This window comes from Akkermansia sp. JRP_AM1, from assembly GCF_049262625.1.
Classification (GTDB): Bacteria; Verrucomicrobiota; Verrucomicrobiia; order Verrucomicrobiales; family Akkermansiaceae; genus Akkermansia; species Akkermansia massiliensis.
This window is the reverse complement of the sequence record NZ_CP118234.1, coordinates 1257970-1275474: the sequence shown is the minus strand read 5'-3', so window position 1 is coordinate 1275474 and position 17505 is coordinate 1257970. Positions and strand designations below refer to the sequence as shown.

Below are 17505 nucleotides of genomic sequence, written 5' to 3'. Positions count from 1 at the left end.
GAACGTTTTTCCCAAGCGCCATCCTGCGTCCGCATTTTTCAGATTGGCGAGGCAGCCTGCTGTTCCCTATTGAAGGAAAGATATCTGGCCTTTCTTTTTCAAAAGCCAGGAAGCCTGGCGGAATACGGCTCTGCCAGTCACGCTTTGAGCAAGTTGCCAGGTTCGCCTTCAGCGTTTCATGATGCCCTCCGGCACACCAATTTCATGCCAAGACGGAATCAAAATCATGCTTCACTATGATTCACGGCCGATTTCGCATGAATTCCGCCTTTTTCACCCTGAACCGGGCAAAAAACAACCCTCACAAGCAGTTGCACTTGTGAGGGTTAGAAAATTAATGGCTCCCCCGGTTGGGCTCGAACCAACGACCTAGTGATTAACAGAGAACCAAACAATAATCGCAACTTATTCTTTGTTATATATTTATCAAATTATTAGTACGCCAACTATACGCCACGTCGAGATTCAAACGTGAAGACTTGCGGTCATTTATCATCATTTCTCGTGTTTCTTTCTTGTGTGGAATCCTGAAAAAAGCTACCGCACTCATTTTGGCGTGCCGGGGACGTCAGGCCTGGAGAAGTTCAGGATGCTTGCTGACCAGTTCCAGCAAGCGGGCGGAGGAACCGCTGGGGCGCCGCTGACCGCTTTCCCACTTGATCAGTGTCGAAAGACTCACGCCCAGCAGACGGGCAAAATCCTTTTGAGTGACGCCCCGGGACTGGCGAAGCTGGGCAATGGCGTTTTCATTGGCCCATGCACGGGACTTGCCGGGAACGATGACCGCCGCCCGGGGTTCAGGCAGGGGTGTCCCGTCCGTCAGGCAGTCCTCAACGTACAATTCCGCGCATTCATCCAGATTCCGCGCTACTTCTTCGACGGTGTCTCCGTGGGTGCAATCGCCGTCCAGTTCCGGCAAGGAACCGATAAAGCATTGATCCTCGTCACTCCACCGGATAAGCCTTGCATAAGGACGGGCAAGGCATTTTATTTCTTTCTGGTTCATGGTCTTTTTGATTCATGGTTTGGACAATCGGCAAGGGGACTTACGCCCCCTTGCCTTTTGCTTCCTCGATCTTTTTGCGGACTTGCTTGATCAGGTAAGGCTTGGCATCGTCTCCGTCCTTCCCGGGGATGGTAGCGGAAACGCCGGACGGGTGTTTGAACCGTCTATGGGAGCCTTTCCCTCCTGGTGTTCGTTGGAATCCGTTTTGGATCAGGGAGGCAACAATATCGCGAATTCTTGTTGCCATGTCGGGAGAATATAACACTATGTGTTGTTTGGCAAACAAAAAATAACACATAGTGTCATTCCTCAATCGGTACGTGTAAAAATCATGTACCAATTTTTGATTTTGCGAATCACCTCTTTCTCGTGTTCCCGGCAATCTGTTCCAAGAGGCGGATAATGACTCTGATGTCTATCCAACCAAGCTTGGGAAGAAAAGAGCATGTATAGTTAGTCCACCCAAAGTTAGGCTTTATACCCTATTCCAAATCATCTCACTCTAAAATTTCATATTTATAATATATTTATTTTAATAATGTTATGAATATAAATAGGGGGGGGGGGGGTATTTTTTTCTTGCAGTGAATAATGGATTCTTGTAAAAAATAGGTAACTTCCCTGCTCCAATATTGTTCTAACAAAAAAACTATTGCTATGCGTTTCTTACTCTTAACTGTGACAATACTGTCTATAATTGGAGCTGTCTGGTACAATAACAAACTGGAAACATCACAACAGCGAGAAAGCGAGTCTCTTGTTGCTGAATACGAAAAAGCCGAAGAGACTACCCAGCAGAAGATTGATAAATTGGATAAAGAAATGAACGAAGCATCTACTGCTATTGATCTAGAGGAGGATATTTATCAAAAAAAGATTTTGGCTTTGCAAGATAAAAGAAAATTGGAAGCGGAAACAAGTCAGCAAAATGCTGAAAGAGCTCTGCGAAGAAAAAAAGCAGCTTTAGAGGCAGCTCTTGTTAAAAGAAAACTGAACGCAGAAGAATGGAAAGCCACCTTAGCGACCTTTAAAACACGCCGAGCTGAAATCGCTAAGCTTCTGAAAGAAAACAGGGAACAAATAGCCTCCAATAATCAGAAACTGGCTGATAAAATCAGCGAAGACAGGAACGATATGGCAAAACGGGAAGACGAAATGAGAAGACAAGCCTCCTATAATCTTACCTACGAAAAAAAATCAGGGAGAGGAACTACTTATGCTATCATAGAGGCTAAGGAAGCTATGGTGAAGAAACATCAATCCATGACGAGAGCCGTTAATCTGCAAAATCAAAGACTCATGGCATCTATTTCTGACATGGAAAATGAACTTGTTCAAATGGATAGGGCTGAAGAGTCTTTCATGGATAAAATTCTCCTCATAATAAGCCAATAAACGCTAATTTAAATCACTCCAAAGAATTTGTAGCTGAAATTGATAGCGCAGACCCAGAACAAGAAAAACTAGCCAATAGCCACAAGGAAACGCTAGAAGAATTACAGGATCAATTTGATAACGCAGAAGAGAAAAAGCTAGGCTTGTAAGAAAATGGGAAAAAGAACGTCAAGAGTTCAACAAAACCAAAACAGAATTGAATAGGAAACATTACTCCGCCCGAAACAATGCACAATTCACAGGATATGGCATTATCGGACTTTTTGCCTTGCTCTCCTTTGTGTCTTTCTGTTTCTCCAACAGATATGGAGCTTAGATAGGATCATTTAAGCGTATCAAGGATTGAATACGCCCCCCCGAGGTCAGGGGCGTTGGTGTTAGAGTGTTGCTGATGATTATCTCCGGAAGGGCGCATTAACAACACCACCAGGGCGCTTTTGTCTTTCCGTCGTGTTGGCCCACCTCTTAATGGCGTTAAGTTCTGCGTTAAAAGTACTCATATTGTTGTCCATTTGTTGTTTCAAGCCCTTGATAGCTTTCCTTGACGCAATACCCAACTCGGTTAATTTGGCAACATAGAGCTTTCCAATCTCACGCATTTCTTCTGGATCAATATATCCATCGGCTGCGGCAGCTTGGATATTTTTCCTTATTTCGTCCAAGGCTTTATTGGCTATAACGGATTGTTGATTCTTTGACCCCTTGCCGGTCTTGACAATCAAGCCTTCCACAAAGGTCTTGATAGCTTTATCGGCTTCTTGCTTCTGTTCCCGCTGAAGGTTCTTCAATTCACGTTCCCGTTCTTTATCAAGCTTCTCCTGGGCCTTCTTAGCTTCCTTCTTGTCTTCATTCTTCCATTCCTTTTTTCCTACCCTAGATTCTTTACTTCGCACTTGCTCATTTCTCGCTTCTTCTGTTTCAAGACGCAACATTCCTTTTTGAATAATCACACGCTCTTTCAAAATACCATTTAATTCTTCTTGGTGCTTTCCGGCCTCCTCTATTGCTGTTTTTTGTCTGGCTTCAATCTTTTGAAGGGAGGTTTTATATTCTTCGGTTCTTTGTTCGTCAGTAACAGGTTTTCCATCTTTGCCTGTACCGTAAGAAGGTTGAAACGATATACCTTCTTCTTCCAGTCTTTCTTTAATTTTATCAATACGAGAGTTTGAGTTATCAAATATCTTTTGGCTGTTATCTCTCGTATTTTGAAGTTTTTCCCTTTTTGATAACAAGGGTTCTAAAGATTGCTTCACAAGCGCCTGATTAGAAAAATCATTTGTCCTTGTGAAGAAATCCAATTGTTTTTGTAATTCTTCTATTTTCTCCTGTATTTTTGCAAGACTCCCGCCTGTTGCGTTAAGGCTATCTTTTGCAGAACTTTGTTCTCTAAATAATCCAGCCATTTCCTCTACAGTTGGAAGAGACATTTTCATATTCTGCAGGCGTGAGTTTTCATCTAACGCGGTATTTCTTTTCCCTTCGGCATCCCCCTGTTTGTCAGCTAAGGCAAGGTCTTCCTCATGGGCGGTTTGAATCTTTGCCCGCTCCGTTATTCTTTCAAGCTCCTGATCCAAGAGCAAAAGCTTGTACTTTCTTTCGTGCTTGCTGATTTTGCCATCCTGGTATTGTTCCTCTACATCCAAACGTTCCATCTTGTTTTTCCAGGTGTCCGCCCCCTGCTTTTCGGCAATCTCCATCTTGCGAAGGGTAAGCTGATACTCAATTTCCCTTGTCTGCTGCTGATATTCGTACGTAATGTTTTTGACGTACTGTTCATACTCCCGGTTGACGACGTTGGCCGCATCCTCCTGTTTCGTTTTCTGAACAAGAGCAAGGCGGCCCTTTTCGGCATCCCTCAAATACTGGTTGATTTCATCATGCTTCCTCTTTGCCTTCTCGGCTGCCTTGTCAAGTTCATCGCTTTTGGCCTTGAAATGGTCAATCAGGGCACTAATGCCCGCGGTAAGCCCCTGGATCAGCAGCATGGCCCAGCCAAGCGGCCCCATGGCCGTCTTGATGGTGGTGCCGAACAAATGAATGAATGGAATGGCCCCCCGCAGGGAACTGGACATGCCGAGGATGCGCGTTGCCGCAATGGTGATTTGTCCGGCCATCCCCTTCACCTGCGTCGTGGTGAGTTCTCCGGCTTCTCCTGCCGTCTTGATGCGCCTTCCCAAATCCTGAATATTCTTCAGGGCATCCGCCTGGGCTACGTTGTCCCCCGCCTTCCGGGCCTCTTCCAGCTTGGCAATGTAGGCTTCAAGTTCGGCCTGCAATTCCTCATAGGTGGCAGAGGCGCGGCGGTTCCCGGCTTCCAGCCGTTCCACCGTAGCCGCGGCGGCTTTCTGCTTCCGGGCCTCCGCATCTTCCGCTTTGTCCGCTGCCTTGTCGGCGGCGTCCATTTCCTTGTTGTAATCGTCGATGATCTTCTGAAGGTTTTCGTCAAGGCCATCCCCCCACTTCGCCCCAAGGTCCAGGTTGGAGGCCCTGTCGTTGAGGACTTCAAAGACGTCATCCACCTGTTCCAGCTTCTTCCTGAATTCTTCGGAGGTCAGAACACCGTTGGTTACTTCGTCGATAAAGCCGGTCAGTCCGGGGTTGTCGTCAAAGGCGGCTTTCATCCGGGAACCGGCAGCGGTCAGGGCGTCGGCGTATTCGTCAAGTTTGCTCCTGGCGTTTTCCAAAGCTCTTTCCTGTTCCGGCCCTATGCCCTCATTCATGGCGGCGCCGGTTTCCTCGGCTGCCGTTTTGGAATTCTTCAGGTGCTGGCGCGTTGTTCCACGGGGTTTCCCCTTCGGCGGGTCCATCGGTTTTTTCCGGGGTTACATTCCGCATTTCGCTTCCAAATTCCTGTTCGTCGGAGACGCTCATGGCTTGCTGGATATACAAGGGCAAATCCCATTGCTTGGAGGCGCGCTTGATCACTGTTTTCAAGCCCATTTGTTCAAAATCGGTTTTCCAGGGTCCTACGATTTCCCCCTTCTTGTTACGGGAGTTGGAGCGGGCCATGATATCATTGACGGCTTTCAGACTCATCCGCTCCCCGTGCAAGTAGCTATCCTTGTCTGTCCAGATACAGTAAAAACCCCTGATGGGTTTCTTGTCGTCATCCCATCCGGGGGTGTGACCCATGACAAATTTCCCGTCCTCGATATTCCAGTAAAACGGCTCTCCCTCACGTGCAATGCCAATGTTGAGGTTGGTGACGCCATTGGAGCGGGCCATACGCATCAGGCCGCGGGCGGAGGGCACCGGCACGCAGGTTAGCACGGGCTTTCCGGTTGCCTTGTCTTTAGCCCAAAATGGAACAAGATAGCCGTGGATGCCGTCAGGCTCACAACGCATCATCAGCAGGTTTTTCAGGGATGCAATCAGCGTTACAGGGGCGCATTGCTGAAGGAGTGGGGTTTTCTGGCAGCAGTGCCAGAAGATACTGATACAGCGTTCCGGCGTCATCATGCCCTCTACAAGCTGGGCAATGTGGCTCTTCATGTCCTCCGACATCACAATTTCATGGAGTGTCTTTTTCGGGACTGGCGCCTGGGGCAAATCTAGTTTATGTGTAGGTGCGTTACTCATAATCTTTGCATGGTTCTGTGTAACAGGCCGGGGATCAGTTGGCGCTGACCCCGGCCAACTGCTTTTTAGGCATTCAGGGATTCCTGATGCTTGCGGTTCAGTTCGTCGCAAAGCTCCTGCGCTTTCCTTAAGGCTTCTTCCTTGTTGTAGGGAGATGTGAGACAAGCGTCTGAATTCCACCATATTGTGTGCATATAGTAGATATCTCTCGTGACCCGGAAATTAAAAGCCATCTCTTCGACCCTATAAGGCTGTTCCGCTTCAATTTCTTCAATCGGCTTGACAAGTTTGATACAAGCAACTGAAAGGTAATTGTTTCGGTTTAGTAAAACGCCATCAGGGAGGCTAACATCCCCTCCCGCAATCTCGTCTCCACAAAGGGCCACTTGGCCTCCAATTGCGTTATTTGCGGACAACTCCCGATTACCTCCACTTCCGAAAAGCCTCCCGTGAAATCCGGTGATTCGAACTAAATCCCCCTTGCGGTATTTCCGCGCCGGGTCGTATTTCGCCTGGGCGGGCTCAAGAGCAGAAGGGTCAAAAAAGCCATCTTCCGTTTTGCCGTCATCACGGCGGATAGTGATTTTGATAGAGTTAAAATCCGTTCCGTCATCTTCACTGATTGTTCCCCGGATGATGACTTCGGTTCCGGGCTTGCATTCGTTTCTTTGCATGGTGTTTTGTTCTATTGGTTTGTTGTTATTTTAGTTAGGTTAGTTGGAAATGGTACTTGAGGGGTTCCTCTTCCGTTTTGTGGGAGGTCTGTTCATGTCAACCCCTGTCTGAGAGATTTTCTCCTTAGTCAGAAAGCGGTACACGCTCACGGCAGAAATGCGGTAGTCGCGGGCACTGGTACCAAGGTCTTCTATGTGTTTGTCCCGTAGAAGTTTAATAGTCTTCTTGCGTGACCATCCGCAGGCTGGATGCTGCGCCAGGTCGTTTATAGAGAGTTCCAGCTTCCCGCCAAACATGCGGGTTGCCTTTTCCTCGTCGCCTTCATTTACGAGCAGCAAGCCTCGGTCATGCAAACTCTGAATAGTCTGCTCCACAATGGACACTATAAATTGCTTCAATCCTTCCATGATTTTTGACAATTAAGATTTAACGATGAAATAAATGATCATGCCGCGGGCTTCTTGGGCTGGAAGGGTTAGCGGGCTTTCGCCACTGAACGGGGAGCCACGTTTTTGTAGTAGTCTTCGAGGAACTCGGAGAGCAGAAACCGGGGGCGCGTCAACCCGCAAACGACGTGCGTTCGAATCTTTCCGGCTTTTACCCATTTCGCCGCATTGATAGCGTGAATAGGCTTTTCTCCGGTTTTCTCACGGGCGGCCTTGCATACTTGAGCAAGGGACATTGTCTGTTCGTACTGTTGTTCTTTCATAGTTGTTTATAAAAAGGAGTTAATGGCGAAATAGACGATTGTTCCGAACCCTGTTACCAGGGCACAAAAGACAAGGCCCTGCACGATGCCGGACCGGGGCTTGAGGTCGTTTTCCGGCAAATCCAGCGGGCAGCCGTATAGGAATTCTGTTTTTGCGTCGCGGTCTCGGCGCATCCAGTATTGTTCATTCGTCATTTTTCTCATTGTTGTTCGGGGTTGGGTTTAAAGCTCGTACCAGCCGAGCCGTTTCAATTCTTCGATAAGGACCTCTTCCATAGTTCAGTCTCTATGGCCGTCAGGATTATCCGTCGTGGCGTGATCCCGTTCGTACTGCACAAGGGCGTTTTCGAGGGCTGCGGCTGCGGTTTCATGCTCGTTCATGAGCCGTTCGGCTTCTCCATGGCTCACAGCTACGTCGTCCACGCGGATGCAGCGGTCTTCGGTGTCGTATTCGATAATCATATTTACCTTTCTTTTTTTGGATATTATCGTTCTAACAAATCCTGATTTACTATTTCAGCAGAAGAATTCAACAAAATATTTCCTATTTTGTCATTTTTCTCTGGATTAAACCGTTGGATTCTTGGTTTCAGGATGCTTATCCTTGCGAGGACGGGGAAGCTTGCTGGGAGGAGTCAGAACAAATCCCAGTCGTCGGGCTTCTTGGACAAGAAGAGTCTTGATCACTTCTTTGGGGCGAACTCCCTGCTCGGCATAGGCCAACAGGCAATTCTTAATGCCGTCCTCCATTTTATCGAGTTTGATGATTGAGTACATAGTGTTGCGTTTGATGATTATTTTTTACAGTGTATGCTGACATTATGCAATAATTATTTCCGCATTTGGTGAATAATGTTTTTAATAGGACGTTGACATTTCATCAAAATGCTGTAATATCAATGTATGACGCCGACCAAGGAAGAGATAAAAAAATGGCTCAAGACCTCACGCAAATCCCGCGAATGGCTCGCAGAACAATGTGGAGTTTCTAAAAGACAGGTTGATAATTGGCTGAGTTCTGCGCGTCCTGTTCCTGCAAAGGCTATTCTGATCATTCAGCGCCTCATGGCAGAAAAAGCTTGTCCCATTTCTCCCCAGGTAGAGCTTGATTTCACGGATGAAGAATGGGCCGTGGTGAGCGCAGCCATGACAGCCACTCAACAGACATTCATGGAATTTATCAACAGTGCATTCCGTAACGCACTCAAAGAGTTCGCAGATATAACGCTTCAGAACGCAGCTAAAGAAAAAGAAGATGCCCGCAAGCAGTTTGTCCCGGTGGAAGCATTCCCCTCTATAATATCAACCAGCAACGAAAGGTACAATCTGTCCGTGATCGGCAATATCGCCGCTGGTGGATTGCAGGCAGGTGATACCATTCCTTACCATATCACCGCAAACCGCCCTCTGGGAAAAGATGAGTACGTCCTACGCGTAGAAGGAAAATCCATGGAGCCGATCATCCCAGACGGGGCCCTTGTCATTATGCGTAAGCACACTATCCCCCCCATACCAAAACCCGGCACAATCGTGGAATACTACGATGAACGAGGTGTAACGCTCAAAAAACTGGCCAGGAAGAAGAATCCGGAAACCGGGAAGATGGACTACGTCCTACACCCGCTTAACCCTGCTTTTGGCGACATTGAACCCATGGACGGGGGCCGTGTTTCCGCCGTGTATGTGGAAACGCTGAAAGACTGGCGTAAGATATAAATTCTGAAACTGGCTGAACATTTCCCAATACCAGCAAAAGCTCTACTTATCATCCTTAGTATAATACAAGAGAATCCTTATAATGTTTCAAAAAATCCCTAAACTCAATGAATAATACGTGGAGTCACTAAGAAACAACACCGGACAGACGGTAAAGATATAATCTCATCCGTTTGGCTTTAATAATTATGAAAAAATCAGAAAAGACCTCAATCTAACTTTTTTTCATCATGGTGAAACTCAGCGTTGCTTTCACCCAATAAAAATTCCATTTTTTTTCTTTTCCACACACGTATTCTTGAAGAAGAAATTGCGCTCCGTCTCCGAATTATCGGCTTTCTTCTTTTCCTCGTTGTCTTACGCTTCTTTTTAGGAGGATTATTACCATCCTTCGGAGGAAGAAGTCCTCCTCCTCCTTCATTAGCAAAATGTTTTTCCTCTGTCATTTTTTGATGAGAATAAATAAATAGTAGATACAAGTGAACAATATCATAAGAAGCAGTCCAAGAATGAAGGAGACAAACCCCCACTTGTTACATTGTCTGATTCTTTTCCAGTATTTCGAGTGAACTAAACATTCTGTATCGCCTTCTTTTATTTCACTCCAAGCAGTTTTTCTGATATGTTTAGCTGCTGCTTTAAAATGTCGTTGTGCAAAATAAAAAGAACACACAGAAAAAAACAAACTCAATCCCCAGCATACAAGGACAATCAAAAATAGAATTAATAAATAAGGAGGAATTGCATTATCTCTTAAAAAGGTAATGGCAAAAACGATACCTCCCGATGACAAGGCAATCACATATTTGTCCCACAAGGCTTGTGCCTTGCATTCTTGTTTTTCATTATATTTCAATAATTTGCAATAATCTCCATACGTATATCCATCCGCATTGTATTCAAGATTATTTTCTGATTTTTCTTCGGGAGAGCTCATAATATCAAATAATGCAATTCATTTTTACTATAATGATTAAATTCTACTCGTTCTCATCAATTTATCGCTTGATGTATGTCTTATTTCCATTCCTGTTGATGTAGTATCTACCTCCACGTGGACCTGTGTAAATGGTACGCGCCTTTGAATCCGTACTACTGCTTGGAATGAACACATCATCCAGGAAGGGTTCGTAACGCGGTTTTGAATAGGACCTACTTGGAACCGTTGGTATTCTTCCACCCTCAGAAGTGGGATCATAAGTCAATTCTGACTGCCGGATTTTTATTTTAGGAATCTTCCAGCACAATTTACAGCAATCTGCCGTTCCAAGCTCGTTAAATGACCCTTGCCCCACGCCATAATACCGGCATCCTGGAAGGTGTGTCTTTCCCGTCGAACTGATCCAGTAAGAAATTTTCTTATCGCTCTTTTCGGCAGCTGCACCACCCCTTTTTCCGGCTCTCCATTCCCACGGGGGAATTGGATTCGGCTCCCCCATAGTCCCCTTTTGTCTTTCCGAGCGTCTATTTCAAGCGAGGCAAGCTCATAACTATTTGAGTACTTTTTAAAATGCCATGCCCACCCTTCTTTGACCATTTCATAGTTGATGAAAGAAGCATTGTACAAAACCAGTCCAAGAATGCGCCCGTATTTATCCCGCTTCGTATATTGAACCGTCACGGTTTCTCCCCAAAGCAGCTTCTTCAATGAGTATTTAGCTCCACTGTATCCATCTTGCCCCTTTTCCGGTGCGTCAATCCCGTCCAGGCGAACTTTATGAGCAACCTTCTCTTTTGGCGTTTTCTCCAAAACAGTAATTGTATCACCATCAGTTACATCAATCACAATTCCCCTGATGGTTTCACCAAAGGCAAGGCAGGAGCTTATTATGAAAAATAGCAACCATCTCATAAAAAGATGATATAATGCAAACAACTACAACAAGCAACAACTCTTTAGAGAATAGCTACTCGATAATAGAGCCTCGATCTTTCCTTATTTGGCAAACACTTACCATAATAGGAACATTTTAGTATTAAGTTATTCCTAAAAAGTAGAATCATAAGAAAAAACTTGCCGCTGTTTGCCATTTGGGAAAAATGCCCACATGGATGACATAAAAGACAAAATCCGGGTGTTCCTGAAGGATATGGAAATGAGCAGAGAGGTTTTTGCCGATCTTTGTGGCGTCAGCAAGAGTCAAGTTGATAAGTGGCTTTCCTACCTTCCAATTCCAGAAGCACGGCAACGTGTCATTGAGCGCATCATGAAGGAAGAACATAGCCGTCGTCAAAAGAGTCAGCATGACCCTGACATGGATATTATTGAGGTTCCCTTTCCTCGAAGCCAATTTGACCGGGTTCGAATGACGGCGGACATCCATGGTATGACGATTGAAAAATGGGCTTCCAGGACGCTTATTGCACTCTCCAACGTCCCGCATCATAATCTTTAACGTATTGCAAAATATCCTATCTCAAAACAGATACACGATACATCTCCTAAAAAACCAGATAATTTATTGACGGTACATGTCGAAAACTATAAACTATTCATGATGAATACCGAAGACGTAGATCATACGGATTTACAGTTGCACAAAAACACTGTGGAAACAGAAATCCAGTTATTAGCAACGCACAGAGGCAACTTTAAAAAAGACTTTGGAATTGATGTCGATTGCTATGTTCTGAATGATGAACGACATACCGCGGTCATTAGTAAACGCGGTATGGCAAGATCATTAGGAATGAGCGATAGGGGAAATAGTATTACGAACCTTGTTCAATCTAAATCTCTATCTGAAATTATTACATCGGCGGACGGATTGAGGGAAAAATTAAGTAATCCGTTAATATTCAAAGATAGCCTGTCGGCGGACGGAAAATTAAATCCAATAGTTCACGGGTACGATGTAACAATTCTAATTGATCTCTGCCAAGCTATTAAGAAAGCCAATGAAGAAGGAAAGCTCGCTCCCAATCAAAAACACATAGCACGGCAAGCAGGAATCATTGTAGCAGCATCTGCAAAAGCTGGAATCAAGGGCTTAGTTTATGCTTTATCTGGATATGATGTTACCAGGGAAGAAATTATTAGTTCTTTTAAACGCTTCGTGGCTCAAGAAGCGAGAGGTTATGAAAAAGAATTTCCTGATGAATTATATAAAGAATGGTATAGGCTCTATCAAGAAAAACGTCCTAAAAAGAATAAGCCTTGGAGGTTTATGCATCTCACTAATAGTCAAGTTTATAAACCACTGGCACGAAGTAATGGTAGGCTTTTAAAGCTTTTAAAAGTACATAAACGAGAATATGGAAATAAAAACAATAGGCTCCATCAGTTCTTAGCAGAAATAGGTGTAAAAGCATTGAGGCAACATCTAGGACAATTACTTGCTATAGCTAAGCTTGCTAAAAGTAGAGTAGAATATGAATGTAATTTTGAAAAATTATTTAGTGATCAATTGCCTTTGGATCTAAGTTTAGATGAAAATGATGGCAATATCAATAAATGATAAAGTGTCTTATCTACGGCAAGGATGTGCTCCCACGTTATAGGGAAAGGGGTGCCTATGAAGGAATGATTTTGAGCAGCCGGAAGATTTCCGAACTCTGACATTCAACTGGCGCCTCTGTCTTCAGGGAAAATCTGCCAATAGGCGGGCACCTCTTCCGGATTGCAGGCCGTCAGGTAGTATTTAATCGTCGTCTTGCTAGTGGTGTGTCCCATGTTTTCCAGCAAGCCGTGCGTGTCCCGATGGGCGGCCAGCCAGTACGAGGCGTAGGAGTGGCGGCAAACGTCGTTTAAATGGCTGATGCCGGCTCCCCGGCGCACTGCCTGCCATTTGCGCTGCCAGTTCTTCGGGGCGAGCTTCCCGGAGCGTTTTTCTGGCGGTACGGTTTCCAGCCACGCCTTGAGATTTGCTTCAATCCGCACCAGCCGCACGGAGTTGGTTTTGCTGACCTCTGGTTCAATCCTGATATAGCCATGGGCCAGTTTGACGTGTTCCCATGTCAATGCCGTGACCTCTTCAGGCCGGACGCCGGCAAAGAGCAGGACGGCCACTGCTATTTTCATGTCCGCCGCATTTACACGCAAGTTTTCCGGCATAGTCCCATCTCCGGAATAGTCTCTGCAGGCATCCAGCAGGGAATGAGCTTGCGCGGGCGTAAGAATGGAAATGGGCGCCCGCTGGTGCTTACGTTGCTTGATTCCTTCGGCGGGGGACTGCACGGCATATTTTTTGCTGATAGCCCAGGCAAAAAACGGCTTAATGTGGCGCAACGCGGAATTGTATGAAGGAGGCGTCGTTTTCCATCCGGTCAGCCATTTTTCAAATTCATCTGGCGTCACGTCGTCAATCAGGCAATCCCCAAATACAGAGGCAAAAGCACCTAAAACCTGTCTTACACGGCTCCGGTAATGAGAAGAGGTATCTTGTAGCGTATCACGGTAAAGAGGCTCAAGAATGGATATTTTGCGGGCATCGCTGGCCCGATGCCGTGTGATGTAATAGTCAATAACATCCTTAAGCGTCACGTCAAACGGTGCTAAACGGGCAAGTTCTTCGATGACGGCATCATATTCTGATCTCGTCATCAATGTTTCCCCCAAACGCAACCCCGCAGCCACGTCTTCCAGGTTGGTAATATATCCCATTGCTTCCGCCTTGGTCGGGAAATACTTTGTTTCCCTCTTTCCGGTTCCGGAAAGCTTGACAGGGATGCGAACCTGCCAGCGTCCGCTTTGAGCGTGCTTCACCGGAGTTATTTTCAGGCGTTTCATGATGCCCTCACAGTACGCCAATTTTACGCCAGAACGGAATCAAAAAATGATATTTGGTCAGCATTTATGGCTATTTTTCCATGGTTTTTCACATTTCCGGCCCCAAAACAGGCAAAAAAGAAGCCCCGTAAGTCATTGAACTTACAGGGCTTTAGAAAAAGAATGGCTCCCCCGGTTGGGCTCGAACCAACGACCTAGTGATTAACAGTCACCCGCTCTACCGCTGAGCTACAGGGGAGTTTGCGTTCCATGGAGCGCGGAGGGATTTTTACTGGAGGCACAGGCGTTTGGCAAGTACTTTTTTGTTTCTGTAGGCTTTTTGACGCAAAAAGGCTTCCGCGGCGTGGGCATGCCAACGGTGTTTCTTGACCTTTGAGGGGAGAATGCCCAGACTTTCAGCGACATGAGTGAACATCACCATCATATTGCTGTTCTGGCCGGCGACGGCATCGGGCCCGAGGTCATGGCGGAGGCCCTGAAGGTTCTGGACGCCGTAAGTTCCAAGTTTGGATTTACCGTGAGCCGCAAGGAGGCTTTTGTGGGCGGCGCGGGCATCGACCATTGCGGCAAGGCCCTTCCGGAAGAGACCATCCGAGCCTGTGAAGAGGCGGACGCCGTCCTGTTCGGCTCCGTAGGCGGCCCCAAGTGGGAGCACCTTCCCGCCAATGAACAGCCGGAGCGCGGCGCCCTGCTGCCGCTGAGAAAGCATTTCGGCCTGTACGCCAATCTGCGCCCGGGCGTATGCCTGCCTGCCCTGACCCACGCCTCTCCCATCAAGAATGAATTGATCGAAGGCGGTTTTGACATTTTATGCGTCCGGGAACTGACCGGCGGCCTGTACTTCGGCCAGCCCCGTTTCCGCGAACAGGAGGGGGACGACGAAGTCGTCGTGGATACCATGCGCTACCACAAGAGCGAGATGGTGCGCATCGCCAAAGTGGCGTTCGAGGCCGCGCGAGGGCGCCGCAAGCGCGTCACCAGCGTGGACAAGGCCAACGTGCTGACCAATTCCCTGCTGTGGCGCGAGACGATGATTGAGGTTTCCAGGGATTATCCGGACGTGGAACTGCTCCACATGTACGTGGACAATGCCGCCATGCAGCTGGTGCGCAATCCCCGCCAGTTTGACGTGCTGGTGACGGAGAACCTGTTCGGGGACATTCTTTCCGACGAGATGGCCATGATCTGCGGCTCCCTGGGCATGCTGCCCAGCGCCAGCCTGTGCCAGGGCAATGAGGACAACGGCCTGTTTTTCGGCCTCTACGAGCCTTCCGGCGGCTCCGCCCCGGACATCGCCGGCAAGGGCATTGCCAATCCGATCGCCCAGATTCTTTCCCTCTCCATGCTGCTGCGCTATTCCCTCGGGGAAAAGGACGCGGCAGACGCCATTGACGCCGCCGTGCGCCGCGTGATTGAACAGGGCTACCGCACGCGAGACCTGGCTACGGGCGCCTCCGGAGAAATCCGCGTGAATACCGCGGAAATGGGGGATACCATTATTGCGGCCCTTTAAGGGGGCGTTTTCCCGCTCCGCAGGCGCATTCCACCGTCTGCGGGGCTGTCACCTCCGGAAGCGGGGGGAGGCACTTCCTCTGTTCTTCCATTTATTCCCGGGCTTTTCCGGTTCTTCATTCAACAATCATGAACGTTCTTATCATCGGCCAGGGAATCGCCGGAAGCTGCCTGGCATGGGAATTGAAACGCCGCGGCACGGATTTCACCATCACAGACCGCCCTATTGCGGAAACAGCTTCCCGTGTGGCCGCCGGGCTGGTGAATCCCCTGACGGGCCGGGCCTTCCGCCCCGGCTGGCGGCAGGAGGAATGCCTGTCCGCAGCGGAGGCCTTTTATCCGGAGACGGAACGGGAACTGGGCGGCTCCTGGTGGCAGAAGACCCCTATTTTCCGGGAACTGGAAACGGAGGACCAACTGGAAGTCTGGCAGGAACGCCAGACGGCCCCGGAGTCCTGCGCCTATGCGGGCCCCCTTTTCCCATGGCCTGAACACTGGGAAGGCCGCGGAAAAGCCGCCTATACGCGCGGCTCCGCCGTGCTGCACGTGGAGGACATGGTCAACGCCATGCGGAAGTTTTTCACGAAACAGGGCCGTTTTGTGGAAGCGGACGTGTCCCCCGCGGATATCCGTCCGGATGAAAACGGCCTTTTCCATTGGAACGGGCAGAAGTTTTCCCATATAGCCTGGTGCACCGGCTGGGAGGCCGGATGCCACCCGGACATGGCTCCCTTGAAGGGACGCCCTTCCAAGGGCACTATTCTGGACCTGGACCTGAAGGAGCTGGACTGGCACGCCGGCATCCTGCATTTCGGCCACTGGCTGGTTCACAACGGTTCTTTCTGGCGCTTCGGCGCCACTTACGCGTGGGCGTGGGACGCTCCCGGCATTCCGGAAGCCCCCGCCGTCCAGGAATTGATGCTGGACCTCGTCAAACGCTATTCCGGGGAGACGGGCTTCCTCCGCGCCCGCGCCGCCGTGCGCCCCATCATCCGGCGCAGCCAGCCCGTCGCCGGGCCCATTCCCGGCCTGAACGGCCAGTTCGTCTTCTCCGGACTGGGCAGCAAGGGAGTGACCACTTCCCCGTGGGCCGCGGCCCAGCTGGCGGAACATCTTGTGCACGGGGCGGAACTGCCGCCGGACCTGCTTCCCGCCGCACTGTGGAAATAATGCGGCGCGGTTCCCGTACTTCCTTGAACGGGACAGCTATTTTCCTTGTCAAAACGCCCTGAACACGATTACATGCGGCCTTATATGCGAGCGGAGAACGAGAACTGGGGAGATACGGTACGGGAGCATTTGTTTGACCAGCGCGGCGCCGTGATGGTGCACTGGCTGATCCTGCTCAATGTGGTCGTCTTTATCCTCGGGTTTTTCTTCCAGGTGGATATTCCACGGGATATTTACCCGCCGGGCCGTCTGGACCTGATCCAGCTTTACGGGGCCTACAGTGAATACACGTGCTTTCATGAAGGGGAATTGTGGCGATTGTTCACCTACCAGTTCCTGCACGCCAATCTGGGGCACATCATGTTCAACATGATCGCCCTGTGGTTTTTCGGGCCGGTCGTGGAGGAACGCTTCGGCCATCTGCGCTTCCTGCTGTATTATCTCTTCTGCGGCGTGGCGGCGGCCCTGTTTTCCTCCCTGCTGGGGTACATGGGGTTCTTTGATCCGGAATGGCGCTTCATTCCCATGGTGGGGGCCTCCGGCTCCATTTATGGCATCATGGCCGCGTGTGCGGTGCTTTTTCCGCGCGCCCGGGTGCAGCTTCTGTTCCCTCCGGTCAATTTGAGCGTGCGCCAGTTCGCCCTGGCCGTCCTCGGCATCGCCTGCGCCGTCATTATTTTCCAGTGGAACAACGCGGGCGGGGAAGCCGGACACCTGGGCGGCATGTTCGCCGGGTTCATCCTGACATTGCTGATCCTGTGGAAGGAAAAACTGTCCTCTCCCAGGCGGCGGGTCGTTTCTTCCTCCCACCATTCCACCTCGCACTCCGCACGCCGCCCCGCCGGTAACCATCCCTCCGAAGAGGAGGTGGATGAAATCATGGAAAAAATATCCCGCTCCGGCCTGTCCAGCCTGACGGAAGAGGAACGGGAAGTTCTCCGGCGCGCCTCCCGCCGTTGAATTATTTGTTAGATATTCCCCGAATTTTTGTTATTTTTCTTTCTTTTTCATTAT

The 17505-nt window shown here is 48.7% G+C and carries 21 protein-coding genes and 1 tRNA gene; 7 read left to right on the top strand and 15 right to left on the bottom strand.

Annotated features, from left to right (window positions below; genetic code table 11):
- Nucleotides 1-568: 568 nt before the first annotated feature.
- Together PVA48_RS05995 and PVA48_RS05990 are read right to left on the bottom strand one after the other, a co-directional pair.
- Nucleotides 569-1006, bottom strand: a complete 438-nt coding sequence (locus PVA48_RS05995) for a helix-turn-helix domain-containing protein (protein ID WP_418388648.1) — start codon at nt 1004-1006, stop codon at nt 569-571.
- 40 nt (nt 1007-1046) lie between these two features.
- Complete coding sequence (locus tag PVA48_RS05990) at nt 1047-1253, bottom strand: type II toxin-antitoxin system HicA family toxin (protein ID WP_418173230.1); 207 nt, start codon at nt 1251-1253, stop codon at nt 1047-1049.
- A 431-nt stretch (nt 1254-1684) separates the two neighbouring features.
- Here PVA48_RS05990 and PVA48_RS05985 point away from each other — a divergent pair, with 431 nt between their 5' ends.
- Nucleotides 1685-2401, top strand: coding sequence for a hypothetical protein (locus tag PVA48_RS05985; RefSeq protein ID WP_423232397.1), 717 nt, complete (start codon nt 1685-1687; stop codon nt 2399-2401).
- Nucleotides 2402-2796: 395 nt separating this feature from the next.
- Here the strand turns inward: PVA48_RS05985 and PVA48_RS05980 are convergent, their stop codons facing one another.
- The 7 genes from PVA48_RS05980 to PVA48_RS05950 all read right to left on the bottom strand — a co-directional run bounded on the left by PVA48_RS05980 (nt 2797) and on the right by PVA48_RS05950 (nt 8141).
- Nucleotides 2797-5121 (bottom strand): hypothetical protein, encoded by a 2325-nt coding sequence (locus PVA48_RS05980; RefSeq protein ID WP_423232396.1) that lies wholly within the window; start codon nt 5119-5121, stop codon nt 2797-2799.
- Nucleotides 5114-5980 carry a recombinase RecT gene (locus tag PVA48_RS05975; RefSeq protein WP_423232395.1) on the bottom strand — a complete coding sequence of 289 codons (867 nt, stop codon included), beginning with the start codon at nt 5978-5980 and terminating at the stop codon, nt 5114-5116. The genes PVA48_RS05980 and PVA48_RS05975 overlap by 8 nt, the downstream gene beginning before the upstream one ends.
- Before the next feature lie 65 nt (nt 5981-6045).
- Nucleotides 6046-6654 (bottom strand): hypothetical protein, encoded by a 609-nt coding sequence (locus tag PVA48_RS05970; protein ID WP_022397175.1) that lies wholly within the window; start codon nt 6652-6654, stop codon nt 6046-6048.
- A gap of 476 nt (nt 6655-7130) precedes the next feature.
- The gene (locus PVA48_RS05965; RefSeq protein ID WP_102749466.1) at nt 7131-7364 is read right to left on the bottom strand and encodes a hypothetical protein; all 234 of its coding nucleotides are present in this window, start codon (nt 7362-7364) and stop codon (nt 7131-7133) included.
- A 6-nt stretch (nt 7365-7370) separates the two neighbouring features.
- Nucleotides 7371-7568: a hypothetical protein gene (locus PVA48_RS05960; protein WP_423232394.1), complete on the bottom strand. Its 198-nt coding sequence runs from the start codon at nt 7566-7568 to the stop codon at nt 7371-7373.
- 75 nt (nt 7569-7643) lie between these two features.
- The gene (locus PVA48_RS05955; protein ID WP_278614454.1) at nt 7644-7826 is read right to left on the bottom strand and encodes a hypothetical protein; all 183 of its coding nucleotides are present in this window, start codon (nt 7824-7826) and stop codon (nt 7644-7646) included.
- Nucleotides 7827-7931: 105 nt separating this feature from the next.
- Complete coding sequence (locus PVA48_RS05950; RefSeq protein ID WP_278614455.1) at nt 7932-8141, bottom strand: hypothetical protein; 210 nt, start codon at nt 8139-8141, stop codon at nt 7932-7934.
- Nucleotides 8142-8267: 126 nt separating this feature from the next.
- On the opposite strand from PVA48_RS05950, the gene PVA48_RS05945 reads away from it, so the two are divergent.
- Nucleotides 8268-9080, top strand: coding sequence for a S24 family peptidase (locus tag PVA48_RS05945; RefSeq protein WP_278614456.1), 813 nt, complete (start codon nt 8268-8270; stop codon nt 9078-9080).
- Between the two features lie 209 nt (nt 9081-9289).
- Here PVA48_RS05945 and PVA48_RS05940 read toward each other — a convergent pair whose 3' ends face one another.
- From PVA48_RS05940 to PVA48_RS05925, 4 genes are all read right to left on the bottom strand, one after another.
- Entirely contained in the window at nt 9290-9526 is a 237-nt protein-coding gene (locus PVA48_RS05940; RefSeq protein WP_423232393.1) for a hypothetical protein, read from the bottom strand.
- Nucleotides 9523-10017 carry a hypothetical protein gene (locus PVA48_RS05935; RefSeq protein ID WP_278614458.1) on the bottom strand — a complete coding sequence of 165 codons (495 nt, stop codon included), beginning with the start codon at nt 10015-10017 and terminating at the stop codon, nt 9523-9525. The genes PVA48_RS05940 and PVA48_RS05935 overlap by 4 nt, the downstream gene beginning before the upstream one ends.
- A 61-nt stretch (nt 10018-10078) precedes the next feature.
- Nucleotides 10079-10192: a hypothetical protein gene (locus tag PVA48_RS05930; protein WP_423232499.1), complete on the bottom strand. Its 114-nt coding sequence runs from the start codon at nt 10190-10192 to the stop codon at nt 10079-10081.
- Between the two features lie 110 nt (nt 10193-10302).
- Complete coding sequence (locus PVA48_RS05925) at nt 10303-10932, bottom strand: thermonuclease family protein (RefSeq protein ID WP_423232392.1); 630 nt, start codon at nt 10930-10932, stop codon at nt 10303-10305.
- 196 nt (nt 10933-11128) lie between these two features.
- Between PVA48_RS05925 and PVA48_RS05920 the strand changes: the two genes are divergently transcribed.
- Entirely contained in the window at nt 11129-11476 is a 348-nt protein-coding gene (locus tag PVA48_RS05920) for a hypothetical protein (protein ID WP_102749471.1), read from the top strand.
- A 99-nt stretch (nt 11477-11575) separates the two neighbouring features.
- On the top strand, nt 11576-12538 hold the full coding sequence (locus PVA48_RS05915; RefSeq protein ID WP_278614460.1) for a P63C domain-containing protein: 963 nt from the start codon (nt 11576-11578) through the stop codon (nt 12536-12538).
- A gap of 104 nt (nt 12539-12642) precedes the next feature.
- Here PVA48_RS05915 and PVA48_RS05910 read toward each other — a convergent pair whose 3' ends face one another.
- Both PVA48_RS05910 and PVA48_RS05905 read right to left on the bottom strand, forming a co-directional pair.
- The gene (locus PVA48_RS05910) at nt 12643-13809 is read right to left on the bottom strand and encodes a tyrosine-type recombinase/integrase (RefSeq protein WP_290549967.1); all 1167 of its coding nucleotides are present in this window, start codon (nt 13807-13809) and stop codon (nt 12643-12645) included.
- A 163-nt stretch (nt 13810-13972) separates the two neighbouring features.
- Nucleotides 13973-14047 (bottom strand) — tRNA-Asn (locus PVA48_RS05905).
- Between the two features lie 165 nt (nt 14048-14212).
- Between PVA48_RS05905 and leuB the strand changes: the two genes are divergently transcribed.
- The 3 genes from leuB to PVA48_RS05890 all read left to right on the top strand — a co-directional run bounded on the left by leuB (nt 14213) and on the right by PVA48_RS05890 (nt 17451).
- Entirely contained in the window at nt 14213-15322 is a 1110-nt protein-coding gene (gene leuB / locus PVA48_RS05900; RefSeq protein ID WP_102727896.1) for a 3-isopropylmalate dehydrogenase, read from the top strand.
- A gap of 128 nt (nt 15323-15450) precedes the next feature.
- On the top strand, nt 15451-16491 hold the full coding sequence (locus PVA48_RS05895) for an NAD(P)/FAD-dependent oxidoreductase (protein ID WP_102727895.1): 1041 nt from the start codon (nt 15451-15453) through the stop codon (nt 16489-16491).
- A gap of 84 nt (nt 16492-16575) precedes the next feature.
- Nucleotides 16576-17451 (top strand): rhomboid family intramembrane serine protease, encoded by an 876-nt coding sequence (locus tag PVA48_RS05890; protein ID WP_022396097.1) that lies wholly within the window; start codon nt 16576-16578, stop codon nt 17449-17451.
- The last annotated feature ends 54 nt before the right edge of the window (nt 17452-17505 follow it).

Excerpts from the sequence above, each read along its gene's own strand:
- PVA48_RS05995 (WP_418388648.1), bottom strand. The coding sequence starts at position 1,006 with ATGAACCAGAAAGAAATAAAATGCCTTGCCCGTCCTTATGCAAGGCTT.
- PVA48_RS05925 (WP_423232392.1), bottom strand. The coding sequence starts at position 10,932 with ATGAGATGGTTGCTATTTTTCATAATAAGCTCCTGCCTTGCCTTTGGT.
- PVA48_RS05960 (WP_423232394.1), bottom strand. The coding sequence starts at position 7,568 with ATGAGAAAAATGACGAATGAACAATACTGGATGCGCCGAGACCGCGAC.
- PVA48_RS05955 (WP_278614454.1), bottom strand. The coding sequence starts at position 7,826 with ATGATTATCGAATACGACACCGAAGACCGCTGCATCCGCGTGGACGAC.
- PVA48_RS05970 (WP_022397175.1), bottom strand. The coding sequence starts at position 6,654 with ATGCAAAGAAACGAATGCAAGCCCGGAACCGAAGTCATCATCCGGGGA.
- PVA48_RS05890 (WP_022396097.1), top strand. The coding sequence starts at position 16,576 with ATGCGAGCGGAGAACGAGAACTGGGGAGATACGGTACGGGAGCATTTG.
- PVA48_RS05965 (WP_102749466.1), bottom strand. The coding sequence starts at position 7,364 with ATGAAAGAACAACAGTACGAACAGACAATGTCCCTTGCTCAAGTATGC.
- PVA48_RS05920 (WP_102749471.1), top strand. The coding sequence starts at position 11,129 with ATGGATGACATAAAAGACAAAATCCGGGTGTTCCTGAAGGATATGGAA.
- PVA48_RS05935 (WP_278614458.1), bottom strand. The coding sequence starts at position 10,017 with ATGAGCTCTCCCGAAGAAAAATCAGAAAATAATCTTGAATACAATGCG.
- PVA48_RS05950 (WP_278614455.1), bottom strand. The coding sequence starts at position 8,141 with ATGTACTCAATCATCAAACTCGATAAAATGGAGGACGGCATTAAGAAT.
- PVA48_RS05910 (WP_290549967.1), bottom strand. The coding sequence starts at position 13,809 with ATGAAACGCCTGAAAATAACTCCGGTGAAGCACGCTCAAAGCGGACGC.
- PVA48_RS05915 (WP_278614460.1), top strand. The coding sequence starts at position 11,576 with ATGATGAATACCGAAGACGTAGATCATACGGATTTACAGTTGCACAAA.
- PVA48_RS05990 (WP_418173230.1), bottom strand. The coding sequence starts at position 1,253 with ATGGCAACAAGAATTCGCGATATTGTTGCCTCCCTGATCCAAAACGGA.
- PVA48_RS05895 (WP_102727895.1), top strand. The coding sequence starts at position 15,451 with ATGAACGTTCTTATCATCGGCCAGGGAATCGCCGGAAGCTGCCTGGCA.
- PVA48_RS05940 (WP_423232393.1), bottom strand. The coding sequence starts at position 9,526 with ATGACAGAGGAAAAACATTTTGCTAATGAAGGAGGAGGAGGACTTCTT.
- leuB (WP_102727896.1), top strand. The coding sequence starts at position 14,213 with ATGAGTGAACATCACCATCATATTGCTGTTCTGGCCGGCGACGGCATC.
- PVA48_RS05975 (WP_423232395.1), bottom strand. The coding sequence starts at position 5,980 with ATGAGTAACGCACCTACACATAAACTAGATTTGCCCCAGGCGCCAGTC.
- PVA48_RS05945 (WP_278614456.1), top strand. The coding sequence starts at position 8,268 with ATGACGCCGACCAAGGAAGAGATAAAAAAATGGCTCAAGACCTCACGC.
- PVA48_RS05980 (WP_423232396.1), bottom strand. The coding sequence starts at position 5,121 with ATGAATGAGGGCATAGGGCCGGAACAGGAAAGAGCTTTGGAAAACGCC.